General features: G+C 61.8%; 13 protein-coding genes. 10 read left to right on the top strand and 3 right to left on the bottom strand.

The window, feature by feature from the left end; translation table 11 throughout:
• The first annotated feature begins 151 nt into the window (after positions 1 to 151).
• A complete protein-coding gene (locus SJY08_RS04870; RefSeq protein WP_153762488.1) occupies positions 152 to 1177 on the top strand; it encodes a zinc-dependent alcohol dehydrogenase family protein in 1026 nt (341 codons plus the stop codon).
• Positions 1178 to 1186: 9 nt separating this feature from the next.
• Here SJY08_RS04870 and SJY08_RS04865 read toward each other — a convergent pair whose 3' ends face one another.
• Positions 1187 to 2671, bottom strand: coding sequence for an amidase (locus SJY08_RS04865; RefSeq protein ID WP_377274873.1), 1485 nt, complete (start codon positions 2669 to 2671; stop codon positions 1187 to 1189).
• 210 nt (positions 2672 to 2881) lie between these two features.
• Between SJY08_RS04865 and SJY08_RS04860 the strand changes: the two genes are divergently transcribed.
• The gene (locus SJY08_RS04860) at positions 2882 to 5257 is read left to right on the top strand and encodes a methyl-accepting chemotaxis protein (RefSeq protein ID WP_377274872.1); all 2376 of its coding nucleotides are present in this window, start codon (positions 2882 to 2884) and stop codon (positions 5255 to 5257) included.
• Positions 5258 to 5326: 69 nt separating this feature from the next.
• Here SJY08_RS04860 and SJY08_RS04855 read toward each other — a convergent pair whose 3' ends face one another.
• A complete protein-coding gene (locus SJY08_RS04855; protein WP_377274871.1) occupies positions 5327 to 6052 on the bottom strand; it encodes a DUF1868 domain-containing protein in 726 nt (241 codons plus the stop codon).
• A gap of 156 nt (positions 6053 to 6208) precedes the next feature.
• Here SJY08_RS04855 and SJY08_RS04850 point away from each other — a divergent pair, with 156 nt between their 5' ends.
• The 5 genes from SJY08_RS04850 to SJY08_RS04830 all read left to right on the top strand — a co-directional run bounded on the left by SJY08_RS04850 (position 6209) and on the right by SJY08_RS04830 (position 11634).
• Positions 6209 to 7156, top strand: a complete 948-nt coding sequence (locus tag SJY08_RS04850; RefSeq protein WP_377274870.1) for a phosphatase PAP2 family protein — start codon at positions 6209 to 6211, stop codon at positions 7154 to 7156.
• 214 nt (positions 7157 to 7370) lie between these two features.
• A complete protein-coding gene (gene carB / locus SJY08_RS04845) occupies positions 7371 to 10865 on the top strand; it encodes a carbamoyl-phosphate synthase large subunit (RefSeq protein WP_377274869.1) in 3495 nt (1164 codons plus the stop codon).
• Positions 10866 to 10875: 10 nt separating this feature from the next.
• Positions 10876 to 11133 carry a DUF4258 domain-containing protein gene (locus SJY08_RS04840; RefSeq protein WP_083229700.1) on the top strand — a complete coding sequence of 86 codons (258 nt, stop codon included), beginning with the start codon at positions 10876 to 10878 and terminating at the stop codon, positions 11131 to 11133.
• A complete protein-coding gene (locus tag SJY08_RS04835) occupies positions 11130 to 11324 on the top strand; it encodes a DUF2283 domain-containing protein (protein WP_054151551.1) in 195 nt (64 codons plus the stop codon). The genes SJY08_RS04840 and SJY08_RS04835 overlap by 4 nt, the downstream gene beginning before the upstream one ends.
• 124 nt (positions 11325 to 11448) lie before the next feature.
• Positions 11449 to 11634: a hypothetical protein gene (locus SJY08_RS04830; protein ID WP_054151550.1), complete on the top strand. Its 186-nt coding sequence runs from the start codon at positions 11449 to 11451 to the stop codon at positions 11632 to 11634.
• Positions 11635 to 11655: 21 nt separating this feature from the next.
• Here SJY08_RS04830 and SJY08_RS04825 read toward each other — a convergent pair whose 3' ends face one another.
• Entirely contained in the window at positions 11656 to 12513 is an 858-nt protein-coding gene (locus SJY08_RS04825; protein WP_083229699.1) for a DMT family transporter, read from the bottom strand.
• A gap of 113 nt (positions 12514 to 12626) precedes the next feature.
• Between SJY08_RS04825 and SJY08_RS04820 the strand changes: the two genes are divergently transcribed.
• From SJY08_RS04820 to SJY08_RS04810, 3 genes are all read left to right on the top strand, one after another.
• A complete protein-coding gene (locus SJY08_RS04820) occupies positions 12627 to 13055 on the top strand; it encodes an SRPBCC domain-containing protein (protein ID WP_377274868.1) in 429 nt (142 codons plus the stop codon).
• A gap of 423 nt (positions 13056 to 13478) precedes the next feature.
• Entirely contained in the window at positions 13479 to 15077 is a 1599-nt protein-coding gene (locus SJY08_RS04815; RefSeq protein ID WP_377274867.1) for an ATP-binding protein, read from the top strand.
• A complete protein-coding gene (locus SJY08_RS04810; protein WP_054151547.1) occupies positions 15074 to 15778 on the top strand; it encodes a response regulator transcription factor in 705 nt (234 codons plus the stop codon). The genes SJY08_RS04815 and SJY08_RS04810 overlap by 4 nt, the downstream gene beginning before the upstream one ends.
• Position 15779: the final 1 nt, after the last annotated feature.

Here is a 15779-nt window from a genome sequence, read left to right as displayed (position 1 = left end):
GAACTGTCTAGCGACCAGCCCGACCGCCGTCGAGGCTGACAGCTCAACTTTGTCGGTGATGGGAAGACAGATCGCACGCGCTGACGGCTTGGCAGCCCTGATCCTGCATGCAAATCTGCAAAGGCAGACAATGCTTTGGGAGGAGTGACTGATGAAGGCGATGCGACTGGAGGCGACGGGCCAGCTTTTCACACGGGAGGTGGAAAAGCCAAAGGCCGGACCGGACGATATCTTGGTGCGCGTCGAAGCCTGCGGCGTCTGCGGCACCGACCGGCATCTCTACCACGGTGAATTCCCCTGCACGCCACCGGTCACCCTCGGCCACGAATTCAGCGGCATTGTCGAAGAGATCGGCAGCGCCGTCACCGGCTTCAAACTCGGTGATCGCATCACGGGGGACCCGAACATCGCCTGCGGTCGCTGCAGCCACTGCGTCAACGGCCGGGTAAATCTCTGCCGGAACCTCAGAGCCATCGGCATTCACCGCGACGGCGGTTTCGCCGACTATGTGGTCGTTCCACACCGTCAGGCCTTTCTCCTGCCGCCAGACCTCGACCCGATGCACGGCGCCTTTTGTGAACCGCTTGCATGCTGCCTGCACGGCATCGATCTCGCCGAGATCAAGGCCGGCTCTTCTGTTGTCGTGCTCGGCGGTGGCGTCATCGGCCTCCTCACGGTACAGCTCGCCCGCTTGGCAGGCGCAGCCACGGTCATCCTCGTGACCCGTCAGGCCGCCCGCCGCAAGCTCGCCGAAGAGCTCGGCGCAACCGCCAGCGTCGACCCTGCCGCAGGCGATGTCGTCATGCAGATCTCCGGCGAGACCGGTCTCGTTCCCGGCGGCGTGGACGTTGTCCTCGAATGCGCAGGCGTCGGCGAAACGGTCATTCAGGCGACGAAGCTCGTCCGTCCGGGGGGCACCGCCGTCATCCTCGGTGTGATGGCGCAAGGGGAAAAAGTGGCGATCGAGCCCTTCGACCTGCTCTTCCGCGAGGTCAAGCTGGTCACCTCCTTCTTGAACCCCTTCACCCACCGCCGCGCAGCCGACCTGATCGCCTCGGGCAAAATCGAGGTCGAGAAGCTGATCTCGCGCAAGGTCTCGCTCGACGATGCGCCCGATGTGGTCAGCAATCCGCCGCAACCGGGCGAGGTCAAGGTGCTCGTCGTGCCCGGCCTGTAAGCGGGGCGGTCAGAGCGGCGGGCGTCTGTCCTTCCAGGGTGCCGCCTGCTCGAGCTGGCCGGCAAGCGCAAACAGCGTGCCTTCGTCGGCGAAACGACCGACGAACTGCATCCCGATCGGCAAGCCCTCGGGCGACCAGCCTGTTGGAACCGACATGGCCGGCTGGCCGGTGACGTTGAAGACAGGTGTCCAGGGAATAAACTCGAAGGTCTGGGCAGCCAGCTGCTCGGCAATCCCGAGCTTCTTCAACAGCCTGCCGCCGCCGACATATCCGAGTACCGTCAAGAGCTTCTTCTCGATGGCGCTCGGCTGCAGGGCGCCGATCTTGACCGGCAAGGTCGAAAGCACCGGCGTCATCAGCACATCGAAATCCTCGAAGAAACCGAGGATGGAGCGGGCCGACAGCGTGAGATAGCGATGCGCGGTGATCAGGTCGGACGCGGTGAAACCCTCGCCCAGGAGCCCCGTGCCAAAGGAGGATGCATCGTAGTCGCCGGGACGGATCTTTACCCCGAAGGTCTTCGCCGTGAACTCGATGTCGGCGCGCAGCTCCCCGGCAAGAGCCGTCAGGAAGGCCATGGAAAAGGCGTCGCGCTCCACAGGAGGCGCCGCCTCGATCACCTCGTGACCGAGATCAGCCAGAAGCTTCACCGTATCATTGAAGGCAGCCACCACCTCCGGCGCCACGGCCTTGCCGAGCATCGACTGGCGCGACACCGCGATCTTCAGCTTTCCGGGCGCGCGCTGGCAGGCGTCAAGGAATGTGCCTTCCTGCGGCGGCAGCGGATGAGGCGAACCGCGATCCGCTCCATGCGTCGCGTCAAGGACAGCGGCGCTGTCGCGCACCGAGCGCGTCAGCACATGCTCGATGGCAAAACCGGACCAGGCCTCGCCGATGAAGGGTCCGGCCGGTGTTCGTCCGCGCGTCGGCTTCATGCCGAAGACGCCACAGGCAGACGCCGGGATGCGGATAGACCCGCCCCCGTCGCCACCCGACGCAATCGGCACCATGCCGGAGGCTACCGCCGCACCCGATCCGCCCGATGAGCCGCCTGGGGTGCGCGTGAGATCCCAGGGATTGCGTGTCGGGCCATTGGCGCCTGGTTCGGTATAGGGTGTCAGGCCAAACTCAGGCGTGTTGGTGCGCCCGGCGATGACGAGGCCGGCCGTCTCCCATCGGCTCACCAATTCGCTATTGCCCTCTGCGACCCGCGTTGCCCAGAGCCGATTGCCATTGCCCGTCGGCACACCGTCAATCTGCGCCAGGAGGTCCTTCACCAGAAACGGAACACCGGAAAACGGGCCGTCCGGCAATCCCTTCGCGACCCGCTGCCGCGCCCGATCGAAAAGCGGTCGGACAACCGCATTCAGCTCCGGATTGACCGTCTCGATCCGCGTTACCGCCGCCTCAAGCACCTCGCCAGCCGAAACCTCTTTGCGCTTGATCAGGTCGGCCAGCGCCAATCCGTCGAAGTCAGCATACTCCCTGAACACTTTCACTCCCCCACTGCCGACTCGTTTGATGGCCCTCACCTTCCGGTCAAACCACACGCCGATCAAGCAAGATCGGATCTAGCGGCCCACCCGAATATAAACACCTACTTAACCATGCAGGGGTAATCTCACCCTGAAAGGCCGGAACAACACCGGCGCGGTGGACGCTGTTTGCCGCAACGAAGTCATAGGCTCATGAGGGAACGGCCCATGTTATTCAAATCTGCAACCAGCAGGAACATCTTCTCGACGGTGGCACTCGGCGTCGTGACGACCATCGGCGTTGCCGCGACAGTGGTGGGCGTCAGCTATGGTACGATCCGTGGCGCCGGTATCGACAAGATGCAGACAGCTGCGTCAGAGGCCGCAGCAGAGGTGAACAAGACGCTCAGCGTCGCACACCAGATGGTCGTTGGCATGGAAGCCTCGATTGCCGCCCTGCGTGCCAAGGGACTGGCCGACCGCGACACAGCCATGGCCGTCATGACGACCACCTTGGAAGGCTTCCCCGGCGCCATCGGCGTTTCGAGCGGCTGGGAACCGAACGCCTTCGACGGGAAGGATGCAGACTTCGTCGGCAAAGCGGCCCACGATCAGACCGGCCGCTTCATGCCCTACATCTACAGGTCGGGTGGAACGATCAAGAGCGACGTGCTCGTCGATTATGACAAGCCAGGCGCCGGCGACTACTACATCCTGCCCGTTACGACAGGAAAAACGGTTCTGCTCGAACCCTACGTCTACCCGGTCGACGGCAAGGACGTCCTGATGACCACGATCTCGATCCCGGTGATGGAGAACGGCAAGGCACTCGGCTATGTCGGCGCCGATATCGACCTCGACAAGACGGCTGCCGATCTCGGGGCAAAGCGCCCTCTTGGCGACGGCTACATCGCCCTCTTGTCGTCCGCCAACGCCTTTGTAAGCCATCCGGACAAGGCGGCCATGGGCAAGGCGCTGAAGGACAGCGGTCTGAACGCAACCGCATGGGAGAGCCTGCTGAAGTCACCGGGTTCGGTCGGCACCATGATCGACAAGGACGGCATCGAGCGCATGGCCATTGCAGTCCCGATTGAACCCTTCCCCGGCGCCATCTGGAACGTCGTGGTCGCCGTCCCGAGCGCAACCGTGCTCGGTGTCCTGACGGAGACCCTCTGGACCTCCGCTCTCATCATAGCCGGCGCAACCACCATCCTCATTGTTGTCGGCTGGCTGCTCGCCCGCCGCTTCATCGGTCGCATCAATCGCGTCATCGGCCAGACCACCGACATTGCTGCCGGCCGCCTCGACGTCGAACTGACCGACAAGGACCGTCAGGACGAGTTGGGGGATCTCTCCCGCTCGCTCGCCGTCCTCCTGGAGAGCAATCGCAAGAAGGTCGCGCTCGAGAAGGAGGCGGAAGCCCGCTACGAGCTCGAAGAAGTCGAACGCGTCGAACGCTCCAAGGGGCACAAGGCCCGCGAAGAGGAAATCCGCTTCGTCGTCGACGAACTGCGCGCCGGGCTCGCTCGCCTGTCGGATGGCGACATGACGGTTCGGCTCGACAAGGCCTTCTCGCCGGCGCTCGACGAAATCAGGGGCAACTTCAACGATTCGATCGAGAAGCTGCGCGCCGCGATGATCTCGTTCCGCGACAACGCGACCACCATCGAGAACGGCTCGAACGAAATCCGCTCGGCAGCCGACGATCTGGCGCGCCGCACCGAACAGCAGGCGGCTTCCGTCGAGGAGACGTCCGCGGCCCTTTCGCAGATCACCCGCTCCGTCAAGGAATCGACCCAGCGCGCCGAAGAAGCCGGCCAGCAGGTCAGCCGCACCAAGGAAAGCGCCGAACGCTCCGGTGAGGTCGTGCGCTCCGCGGTCGATGCGATGAGCGCCATCGAACAGTCGTCACAGTCGATCTCCAACATTATCGGCGTGATCGACGAGATCGCCTTCCAGACCAACCTGCTGGCGCTCAATGCAGGCGTCGAGGCAGCTCGCGCAGGCGAAGCCGGCAAGGGTTTTGCCGTCGTTGCCCAGGAAGTCCGCGAGCTTGCGCAACGCTCCGCCAATGCCGCAAAGGAAATCAAGACCCTGATCACGGCCTCCGGCGAACAGGTCAAGCACGGCGTCTCGCTTGTCGACCAGACCGGCGAAGCCCTCTCGGCCATCGTCGCCGAAGTGCAGCAGATCAACACCAACGTCCATGCGATCGTCGAGGCCGCACGCGAACAGTCGACCGGCCTTCACGAGATCAACTCGGCCGTCAACATCATGGACCAGGGCACCCAGAAAAACGCCGCCATGGTCGAGGAAACCAATGCCGCGTCCCACACCCTCGTGTCGGAAGTGCAGGCCCTTTCGGCCCGCCTCGCCCAGTTCAATCTCGGCTCCACCCCGCACGCATCGGCAGCAACTCATGCGCTACGGCCCCACAGCGCGCCGGCTTCGATCCACACCCGCTCAGCGCCTCCTGCCCGTCCGTCGCCTGTCAGCGAAGCCGCCCGTCCGGTAACATCCCCGGCGCGTGCGCTGGCCGGAAAGATCGCCTCGGCCATGGGCGCGAAGCCCGCCCCGAGTGGCGCCGAGTGGGAAGAATTTTGATCGCGCAGGCTCGTCCTGATGCAAGGGATGGCGGGCTCCGGCCCGCCATTTTCGTTTCCGCTTTGCGGTTCACTTCGGCTCGAAGACGAGAAGCTCTTCGAAGTGGTTCATGTCGTCGAAGGCACAGAATGCCGGTGCCCGAAGCTCGATCACCGGCGCACGCCGACGGATCTCCGTTGTGACTTCGTCGAGAAACGTCACCCAGGCCGCCATGGTCTGATCGTCGAAGCGCTCGATCATGTAGGCGAAGGTGATGTGGAAGACATAGGTCTCGTGATCCGGATGCCGGTAGCCGAGCAGATCCGCCAGGCGGTTCCGCCAGTCTTTCAGGATTGCCCGGTCGCGTTCCGTCACACCATCAAGCGTCAGGCCATTCGGGGTGGCATGCGTCACCTCCACGGCGAAGGTGTCACCTGGCTCGAAGCGCGCCAGGCGATCGATGAAGAGCCCCGTCATGTCGTCGACTGGCGTTTCCACCGGCACGTCTGACGGCCAGTAGGGCAGCGCCCGCCGCGTCTCGATGATCCCCTGAAAGAGGGTCATGTGCAGGCTGGAGGCGGCCGTGAAGGCGAGCTTGTCGGCGCCGGGCATCTGCGTGAACCGCGAACGTGCATCGGTGATCGCAGCCGCCGCTTCGGACCCCTCGACGAGGTGGCACACGACGGTGTTGCCGCGTTCGCGAAGGAAGGTGCCGGCGGTGTCGTAGCGTTGCCCGAGATGGGGGGTAGGGTCGGGACTATGGCTGAGCGATGCGAAATGAAGATATGCGGGGAAAGAGGAGAGATCGGCGCGCAAGTTGAATAACCTCGGTTGAAAGCGCCGTCAGATACCAATGGGTCATGAACTTGATGTGACGACAGCACCGTTTCCCGGGCCGACGCTATGTCGCCAACGCAATCTTAAGATTTTCTCCGCACACACTGTACGCCTTTGGAGCCACGGAGGCAGGCTATGTTCACGCGCGAGACAGCGAACCTTCGTGGATGGCTGTTGCTCGTCATGCTGGCGAGCAGCCTTGCAGTTGCGGCGCTCTTATCTCAGTCCAAGATAGTGTTGGATTACAGCTCATTCCGGCCAACAGCAATAAGTCTCGGCATCCTGATCGTGACCGCGATCATATGTGCAAAGCGGGGTTTCACACGATGGTCTTTGGTCATGGAAATCCTGTCCATCGGCGTGGCCCTTTCGATCCTCGGACTTATTGCCTCTTACCTAGCTACATCGCTTAGCTTGCCGCTCGCCGATGAACTCCTGGCCTCTGCAGATCAAGCTTTGGGTTTTGACGGGGCAGCATTTATCCTATGGATCGACACTCACCCTTGGATGGCGTGGCTGCTTATGCAGGCTTATGCCTCCTTTGCATTCCAGCTGATCTTGTTGCCCCTGATCCTCGTCATGTGCGGGCAGGCAGCACGCGGTTTCGGCCTCGTACTCAGCTACGCTCTGGTCTGTTTTGCTGCATGCTTGATATCGATCTGGTTCCCGGCGGTTGCCGCAAATGTAACCTACGGGATCGATGGAACGATGTTGCAGGCAATCAACCCCCAGTTTGGTTTTGCATTTCTTGAGCAGTTCCACGCAGTTCGAGACGAAATGCACTTCGTATTCTCACTGGACAAGGCCCAGGGCATTCTGACTTTTCCATCTGTGCACACAGCAACTGCCGTCATCTGCGCCGTCAGCCTGTGGACCATACCCTGGTTGCGATACCCAATATTGGTCCTGAACACAGGCATGGTGGTTTCAACTCTAACTCATGGCGGTCATTATCTTGTCGATGTGATCGCCGGAGCGATCCTTGCAGTTGCGGCACTCTGGTTCGTGAGAAGACTGGCTGAAGTAAGCGCGCCGATCATTCGACAGCAGACCGAGGCCCAACCGGCGGATCAGGTCACATAGATATCGAGGGACGAGGGCGTTGACAGTGCGGCTGACACCGTCTCTCGATCCCTCCCCAACTTTCCTGTCGGACGGTGCAAATATAGGGTTCCTTCCCGGCCAACATTTCCCTATAAGCCGCTTCTAGCCTGAAAAGACCATCTCTCTGCGCCCGGCCGGTGACCTCCCTCACCCAGGCCGGTTTTTCGCGCAGGTCAAAGAACGGATAGAGCCCATGCCCAAGCGCCAAGACATCAAGTCCATCCTCATCATCGGCGCGGGGCCGATTGTCATCGGCCAGGCATGCGAGTTCGACTATTCCGGCACCCAGGCCGTCAAGGCGCTGAAGGAAGAAGGATACCGGGTCATCCTGGTGAATTCCAACCCGGCCACGATCATGACCGATCCGGGTCTCGCCGACGCCACTTACGTCGAGCCGATCACGCCTGAAGTCGTCGCCAAGATCATCGCCAAGGAGCGCCCCGATGCGCTGCTGCCCACCATGGGCGGCCAGACGGCGCTGAACACCGCGCTCTCCTTGAAGCGCATGGGCGTTCTCGACCGGTACAATGTCGAGATGATCGGCGCCAAGCCCGCTGCCATCGACATGGCAGAAGACCGCGCCCTCTTCCGCGAAGCCATGACCCGCATCGGGCTCGAAACCCCGAAGTCGATGCTCGCCAACGCGACCGAGATCAAGGATGCCGACCGCAAGACGCATGAAGCCGCCCGCAACGAGCTGAAGGCAAAGCTGTCGGGCGCCGAGCTCGACAAGGCCCTCGACGAGCTCGAGAACCAGTGGAACCTTGGCGAGACCGACCGCAAGCAGCGCTACATGGGTCATGCCATGGCGATTGCCGCCCAGGCGCTCGACCATGTCGGCCTGCCCGCCATCATCCGCCCGTCCTTCACCATGGGCGGCACCGGCGGCGGCATCGCCTATAACCGCTCGGAATTCTACGAGATCATCAATTCCGGCCTCGACGCCTCTCCCACCACCGAAGTGCTGATCGAAGAATCGGTCCTCGGCTGGAAGGAGTATGAAATGGAGGTCGTCCGCGACAAGGCGGACAACTGCATCATCGTCTGCTCGATCGAGAACATCGATCCGATGGGCGTCCACACTGGTGATAGCATCACGGTTGCCCCGGCGCTGACGCTGACGGACAAGGAATACCAGATCATGCGCAACGCCTCGCTCGCGGTTCTGCGCGAGATCGGCGTTGAAACCGGCGGCTCGAACGTCCAGTTCGCCGTCAACCCGGCCGATGGCCGCCTGGTCGTCATCGAAATGAACCCGCGCGTCTCGCGTTCGTCCGCTCTCGCTTCGAAGGCGACCGGCTTCCCGATCGCCAAGGTCGCCGCCAAGCTGGCTATTGGTTATACGCTCGACGAACTCGAAAACGACATCACCGGCGGCGCAACGCCCGCCTCGTTTGAGCCCTCGATCGACTACGTCGTCACCAAGATCCCGCGCTTTGCCTTCGAGAAATTCCCCGGCGCCTCACCTGTCCTGACCACCGCGATGAAATCCGTCGGCGAAGTCATGGCGATCGGCCGTACCTTTGCGGAATCCCTGCAGAAGGCGCTGCGCGGTCTCGAAACGGGCCTCACCGGCCTTGACGAAATCGAGATCCCCGGCCTTGGCGCCAATGGCAGCAGCGCCGACGACAAGAACGCCATCCGCGCCGCCATCGGCACGCCGACGCCCGACCGCCTGCGGATGGTCGCCCAGGCGCTCCGCCTCGGCATGACCGAGGCAGAAGTCCACGAAGGCTGCAAGATCGATCCCTGGTTCATCGCCCAGTTCAAGGCAATCACCGACATGGAAGCCCGCTTGCGCGAGCATGGCCTGCCGGAAGATGCCGAAAACCTGCGCATGCTGAAGGCCATGGGTTTCTCCGATGCCCGCCTCGCCTCGCTCTCCGGGAAGCGTCCGAAAGAAGTCGCGGAACTCCGCAACGGTCTCGGCGTGCGCCCGGTCTTCAAGCGCATCGACACCTGTGCGGCCGAATTCGCCTCGCCGACCGCCTATATGTATTCGACCTACGAGACGCCCTTCGTCGGCGCCCTTCGCTCGGAAGCAGAGGTTTCCGACCGCAAGAAGGTCGTCATCCTCGGCGGCGGCCCGAACCGTATCGGCCAGGGCATCGAGTTCGACTATTGCTGCTGCCATGCCGCCTTCGCGCTGAAGGATGCCGGCTTTGAAGCAATCATGATAAACTGCAACCCGGAAACCGTGTCGACCGACTACGACACATCCGATCGCCTCTATTTCGAGCCGCTGACGGCCGAAGACGTGATCGAGATCCTGCGCGCAGAGCAGGAAAAGGGTGAAGTCGTTGGCGTCATCGTCCAGTTCGGTGGCCAGACCCCGCTGAAGCTTGCCGAAGCGCTGGAAAAGAATGGTATCCCGATCCTCGGCACCGCGCCCGACATGATCGACCTCGCCGAAGACCGCGACCGCTTCCAGAAGCTCCTGATGAAGCTCGACCTCAACCAGCCGAACAACGGCATCGCCTACTCGGTCGAGCAGGCACGCCTCGTCGCCTCCGAAATTGGCTTCCCGCTGGTCGTGCGCCCGTCTTACGTGCTCGGCGGCCGCGCCATGCAGATCATCCATTCGGAATCGATGCTGCAGTCCTACCTGCTCGACACGGTTCCGGGTCTCGTGCCTGAGGATATCAAGCAGCGCTACCCGAACGACAAGACCGGCCAGATCAACACCCTGCTTGGCAAGAACCCGCTGCTTTTCGACAGCTACCTGACCAACGCCATCGAAGTCGACGTCGACGCACTCTGCGACGGCGAGAATGTCTTCGTCTCCGGCATCATGGAGCATATCGAAGAAGCCGGCATCCATTCGGGCGATAGCGCCTGCTCGCTGCCCTCGCGTTCGCTCTCCAAGGCAACGCTCGACGAGCTGGAACGCCAGACGGCCGCCATGGCCAAGGCGCTCAATGTCGGCGGCCTGATGAACGTCCAGTACGCCATAAAGGACGACGTGATCTACGTTCTCGAAGTGAACCCGCGCGCCTCGCGCACGGTGCCCTTCGTAGCCAAGACCATCGGCGCCCCGATCGCGAAGATCGCCGCCCGCATCATGACCGGCGAAAAGCTCGACGACGCGATCGCCGCTTATGGCGAAAAGCCCGATCCGCGCAACCTGAAGCACATCGCAGTCAAGGAAGCCGTCTTCCCGTTCGCGCGTTTCCCCGGCGTCGACACGCTGCTTGGCCCGGAAATGCGCTCGACCGGCGAAGTCATCGGCCTCGACACGGACTTTGCGCTCGCCTTTGCCAAGAGCCAGCTCGGAGCATCCGTCGAACTGCCGCGAGATGGCACGGTCTTCGTCTCGGTCCGCGACGAGGACAAGGCCCGCGTCCTGCCCGCGATCCAGATCCTCACCCAGATCGGCTTCAAGGTCATGGCAACGGGCGGCACGCAGCGCTTCCTCGCCGAAAACGGCATCGACGCGATCAAGATCAACAAGGTGCTTGAGGGACGTCCACATATCGAGGACGCCATCCGCAACCGTCAGGTCCAGCTGGTCATCAACACGACCGACGGCAACAAGGCGATCTCGGACTCGAAGTCGCTTCGCCGCGCCGCCCTGATGCAGAAGGTACCCTACTACACGACCATGGCAGGAGCCCTGGCGGCCGCCGAAGCCATCCGGGCGCTGAAGAGCGGCCAGCTCGAGGTTCGCCCGCTTCAGAGCTACTTCTGAGGCGCACCAAATGAGCAAGCCGCTCCACTTCACCGCGCACGCAAAAACGGTGATATTGGAGCGGCAGCTCGAATTCGACTGGATAGAGCGAACGGTTCGCAATCCAGATTGGTCTGAAAGCGATCCATCAGGCCTACCGACGGAACGACGATTTGGCCGTATTCCTGAACGCGAAGACCGCATCTTGCGGGTAATCTGCTTGGAAAGCGAAACAGAAATCCGTATCATAACGGCGTTTCTCGATCGCAACGCACGGATGCCGAGATGAAGCCCAGACTGGAATATGATGCAGCTGCCGACGCTGCCTATATTCGTTTTTCCACGGAACCGGTCCTGGAGAGCGAAGAGGTCTCCGAAGGCATCATGCTTGATTACGACCGCGATGGTCGTATCGTCGGTCTCGAAGTGCTCAATGCACGCGCCAATCTGCCGGCCGCTGCACTCGAAGATGCTGCTTGAGCCCTTGAAGATATCAGGATAATCTTTGCTTTAAGGACGAAGTCAACGCTGGAAAAGCGTGACTGCTGCCTATCTATTATCCGGTTGATGATAGTGGTCCGGCACTGGAGGCAGGCTTCCCGTCATGTTTCTCGATCTCAAGAATTATACGCCGCCGCCAGAGCCACCACCGAGCCGGGGGCCGCAGCCACTGACACCGCGCCAGCAGAAGGCGCTGGCCTGGATAGTCGGGTTAAACATCATCCTGCTGTTCATCGCGCCCATCGGTGGGGCAACGGTCATTTCGGGATTGCTCGCATTCTTCAACTGACCAAGCCGAATCTCGACGCGTTCAGGCTTGCCGCTTCTGCTTGGCGAGGATGGCGAAGGCGATGCCGCCAATGACGAAAGCTGCCGCCACTACAAAATGCAGCGTCAGCCTCTCGTTGAGGAAAAGGATGGCACCGAGCGCCGCAATCACCGGGACGGACAGCTGAATGAGCGCCGCCTGGAAGGTGGTGAGCCCGCGCAACGCCCTGTACCAGATGGAATAGCCTAGGCCGGAGGCAACGATGCCAGAGCCGAGTGCAAGAAGGATGCCCGCGAGCGTCGCCGTCTCGTAAAGCAGCGCAAAACCCGCCAGCGGCAGGCAGAAGACGGAAGCTCGTACAAAATTGCCGGCGGTCTCGCCGATCGGATCGCGTGAGCCTCGACCGCGCAGCGTATAGACAGCCCAGGCCATGCCCGAGGCGATCATCAACAGGCTGCCAACGAGATCCGGTCGTCCCACGCCGGGCAGGATGAGATAGACGAAGGCGCCGAAAGCGATCGCAAACCCGATCACCTCCCGCAGGCTTGGCCGATCGCCCTTGAAAAGTCCGAAGGCCAGCATGCTCGCCTGGACGGAAGAAAAGAGGATCAGCGCCCCGGTCGCAGCACCAAGCGAAAGATAGGCCGCGGAGAATGCGATGGCATAAACGAAAAGAGCCGCAGCCGCCCACCAGTCCCCCGGCAGGCGTCTGTCGACCGATGCAGACTGAAGCGGCCCGCGTCGCATCAGGCCGTAAAGCACAAGCGCGCCGGAGACGATCCGGACAGCGGTATAGCCCGCGGCCTCGATCGACACTGTCCCCAGCGCTTCTCGCGCCAGGAGCGAATTGGCGGCGAAGGCCAGCATGGCGATGGCGGTCAGTACGAATGTCGAATGCAACTGAAATACCCCTCCTGAACCCTGCCATGTCGCGAGACTATCCGGCCGGGTCTGCCACGTGTTAAACGCGAAGCCTCCCACATTGGCAAGCTGTGATCGTCTGGAGGTTTTTGATGGAAAAGCTGCACATTGTCACCGAACGCATCTTCGACGTTCCGGCCGAAACCCTCTTCGCCGCCTTTTCCGATCCGGCAACCCTTGCCCGCTGGTGGGGACCGCACGGCTTCACCAACGAAATCACCCATTTCGACTTTTCGCCCGGCGGTGACTGGCTGGTCACCATGACCAATTCCGACGGCACCGGCTTTGCCAATCACTGGACCTTTCAGGTGATAGAACCGCCGTCAAGGATCCTGGCGCTCCACCATGAGCCGATGCATGTCTTCACGCTCGAAGTGACGTTCGCCACTGAGGCCGAGGGAACACGCATGACCTGGCTTATGCAGTTTGACGACACGCCGGAAAACCGCGAAATCGAGCGCTTTATCGCCGCCGCCAACCATCAGAACTTCGACCGACTAGAGGCTGACCTCGGTCTCTAAAGAGGCCAAGTTCGCAACCCGTCAACATTTGATCGGCCTCTTAATCCTGTCGATTGCCTTCCTTGATCTATCAATGGACCTCTTGGTCCTGTTTCTCGGCATGCCAGCGATCGCGACCCGACCTCGATCCTTCGCCCACCGAGCCTTTACGGATCGACGACATCTCCAGCTTGATGGTCGCCGGCTTTCTCGACACCCGTTGGGCGGCCGCTTCGGTCGGCGCAAGGTGCTTGCTGAGCGGTGGCTTCTTGCGGCGACATTTCCCACTGCCGTGCGGCACTCAAAGCCACCTTCCAACCGCTCTCACCAGCAGAAAAAAGGATGCCGGCGGCGCGCGGCCCGGTTAGAGAAGAATGACCTCGTCTCAAATCATGACAGCGGCGCACGATGAAACGCACACGACTTGACCTATCCCTGCGTTATGTGACCCAGCTGCGGCTGGCCTTTCTGGGTCTGGCCATCCCAACTGTCATCCTTGCTTTCGCCGGCTGGTATGTGCTGAACGAATCCCAGTACCGCGTAGAGCGCGGGCGGATTGCCCACGACATTTATTCAGCACTCCTCAGTTTCGATCTGGAAAAGGCGGCACTTCGTAACTGGAGCTTCCGCAGATTGCTGAATGAACCCGGAGACCCCGCCCAGCGCAGCGCAATCTTCGAGCGCATGGATGGCCTGATAGCACGGGTGGCGGAGAAGGCCGGTTTGGCGCGGGACATGGATCGCGCTCGCCACAAGAACCTCGTGGAGCATGAAGAAAGAACAAAGCTTCTTGCCTTTCTGAAGGAGGTCGTCGCCAGCCTCAAGCTGGAGACAGCGTCCCTGCTGACATCCCCCTCGCCCACGGTCTCGCGTATGGCCGAGGTCGATATCCAGTTCGGCCAGGTACAGGGGATTTCGCCGGCCCAGGCCCTGAAAAAGGCGCTTGTCGCCGAGGAAATGGCGCTGGAGGCGGAGCGGACGCGGGCCAATGCCGGGTTGGCCACCGCACGCCAGCTCTTTCTGTTCGCCGGCGGATTTGGACTGTTTGCCACCTTTGTCCTCGCCACCTTTCTGGTCAGCCGCTTCCGTCAACCGCTGGAACAGCTGGAACAGGGTTTGAGCGCCTATCAAAAGGGCAATTTCTCCTATCGTTTTCAACGCTTTCGCGATCTCGAATTCCGCCACCTCGGCGACCAGCTGAACAGCATGGCGGGTGAGGTTGAACAGTCTCGCAACCGCGCCACCGAAGACCGGATTGAGCTTGAACAGCAGGTAGCCACCCGCACCGCCGAACTCAGCCGCACAGTGGATGAACTTGCGGCATCGGAAGGGGCACGTGCCCAATTGCTTGCCGATATCGGCCATGAACTGCGCACCCCGGTCACCGTGATCCGCGGTGAAGCCCAAGTGGCCCTTAGACAGAAAAATCCTGACAGCAGCGCCTATCGTTCCGCCTTGGAACGGATCGTCACGGTCTCGCGCCAGATGGGCCACCTGATCGAGGATCTGTTGGTGCTGGTGCGCGATCCGAAGGCCCGGCCGGTGATCGAGAGTTCAGAGCTGGTACTTGGTGAGGTACTTCATGCGGCCCTGGAGGCTGCCGGCGCCATGGCGGCCGAACGGGCCGTTCAGCTCAAAGGGCCGGACCCTCTGCCAAAGGATGTGGTCGAGGCTGATCCCAACCGGCTCCGCCAGGTTCTGGTCTGCCTCATCGACAATGCCATCCGCTATTCGCATCCCGGTGGCGAGGTCCAGGTAAGCGTCACGAAAGCCGCGGCTGAGCGTATTGAGATCGACATCATCGACCAGGGCATCGGCATCAGCGCCGAAGACCTGCCCCATGTTTTTGATCGCGGCTGGCGTTCAAGCAAGGCCCGCACGCACAGACCCGATGGTCTCGGACTTGGTCTGGCCATCGCATGGCAGTTAACCGAGGCCCAGGGCGGCAGCCTGACGATCTTGGAATCGCCACAGGGTACCGGCACGCTTGCACGCCTGACCCTGCCGCTGTCGCCGCCATTGACGGATGAGGAGCCTCAATGAACATTCTGCTGATTGAGGACGATGTCCGGGTTGCCGATTTTCTGCAGCGCGGCCTGCAGGCCGAAGGCTATACCGTCACCTGGATCCGAAACGGCCGCGAGGGCCTGGCCGCCGCCGAGACTTTTGCCCGCACCTGCGCGACGGAGAACCTGGCAGGTGTTGTCATTCTTGATGTCATGTTGCCGGAACTCGATGGATTGAGCCTCTGCCAGATGCTACGCCAGCGCAACCACCAGGTCCCGGTGCTGATGTTGAGCGCCATGGGAGAAAGCCAGGAGCGCGCTGATGGCTTGCGACGCGGGGCCGATGACTATCTGGCCAAACCCTTTGATTTCGATGAATTGCTGGCCCGAATTGAAGCGCTGATGCGTCGGACAAAGGCCACCACTGCGCCCAAGCTTTTGCAGATTGGTCAGATTACCCTGGATCGGCAACTGCCGGGTCTGCGCAGCGCAACTGGCGAGGTCCTGCTCAGTGGATTGGAAATGGCAATGATCGAACTGCTGGCCGCACAGGCCGGGGCAACGGTCAGCCGAGAACGCATTCTGGCGCGGGTCTGGGCGGCCGATCGTGATCCGCTGACCAATGTCGTCGACGTCTATGTCAGCCGGCTTCGGCGTAAGCTTGCCAGTCTGGACCCCGATGTGAAAATCACTGCCATCCGGGGCCTAGGCTATCGCCTGACGGCGACGCGCCCCTGAG

This window comes from Rhizobium sp. R86522, assembly GCF_042466255.1.
Classification (GTDB): Bacteria; Pseudomonadota; Alphaproteobacteria; order Rhizobiales; family Rhizobiaceae; genus Allorhizobium.
This window is presented reverse-complemented; position numbering and strand designations above follow the sequence as displayed.

What these genes read in the sequence shown, in the direction of transcription:
- SJY08_RS04870 (WP_153762488.1), top strand. Translation starts at nt 152, where the DNA reads ATGAAGGCGATGCGACTGGAGGCGACGGGCCAGCTTTTCACACGGGAG.
- SJY08_RS04860 (WP_377274872.1), top strand. Translation starts at nt 2,882, where the DNA reads ATGTTATTCAAATCTGCAACCAGCAGGAACATCTTCTCGACGGTGGCA.
- SJY08_RS04850 (WP_377274870.1), top strand. Translation starts at nt 6,209, where the DNA reads ATGTTCACGCGCGAGACAGCGAACCTTCGTGGATGGCTGTTGCTCGTC.
- carB (WP_377274869.1), top strand. Translation starts at nt 7,371, where the DNA reads ATGCCCAAGCGCCAAGACATCAAGTCCATCCTCATCATCGGCGCGGGG.
- SJY08_RS04840 (WP_083229700.1), top strand. Translation starts at nt 10,876, where the DNA reads ATGAGCAAGCCGCTCCACTTCACCGCGCACGCAAAAACGGTGATATTG.
- SJY08_RS04835 (WP_054151551.1), top strand. Translation starts at nt 11,130, where the DNA reads ATGAAGCCCAGACTGGAATATGATGCAGCTGCCGACGCTGCCTATATT.
- SJY08_RS04830 (WP_054151550.1), top strand. Translation starts at nt 11,449, where the DNA reads ATGTTTCTCGATCTCAAGAATTATACGCCGCCGCCAGAGCCACCACCG.
- SJY08_RS04820 (WP_377274868.1), top strand. Translation starts at nt 12,627, where the DNA reads ATGGAAAAGCTGCACATTGTCACCGAACGCATCTTCGACGTTCCGGCC.
- SJY08_RS04810 (WP_054151547.1), top strand. Translation starts at nt 15,074, where the DNA reads ATGAACATTCTGCTGATTGAGGACGATGTCCGGGTTGCCGATTTTCTG.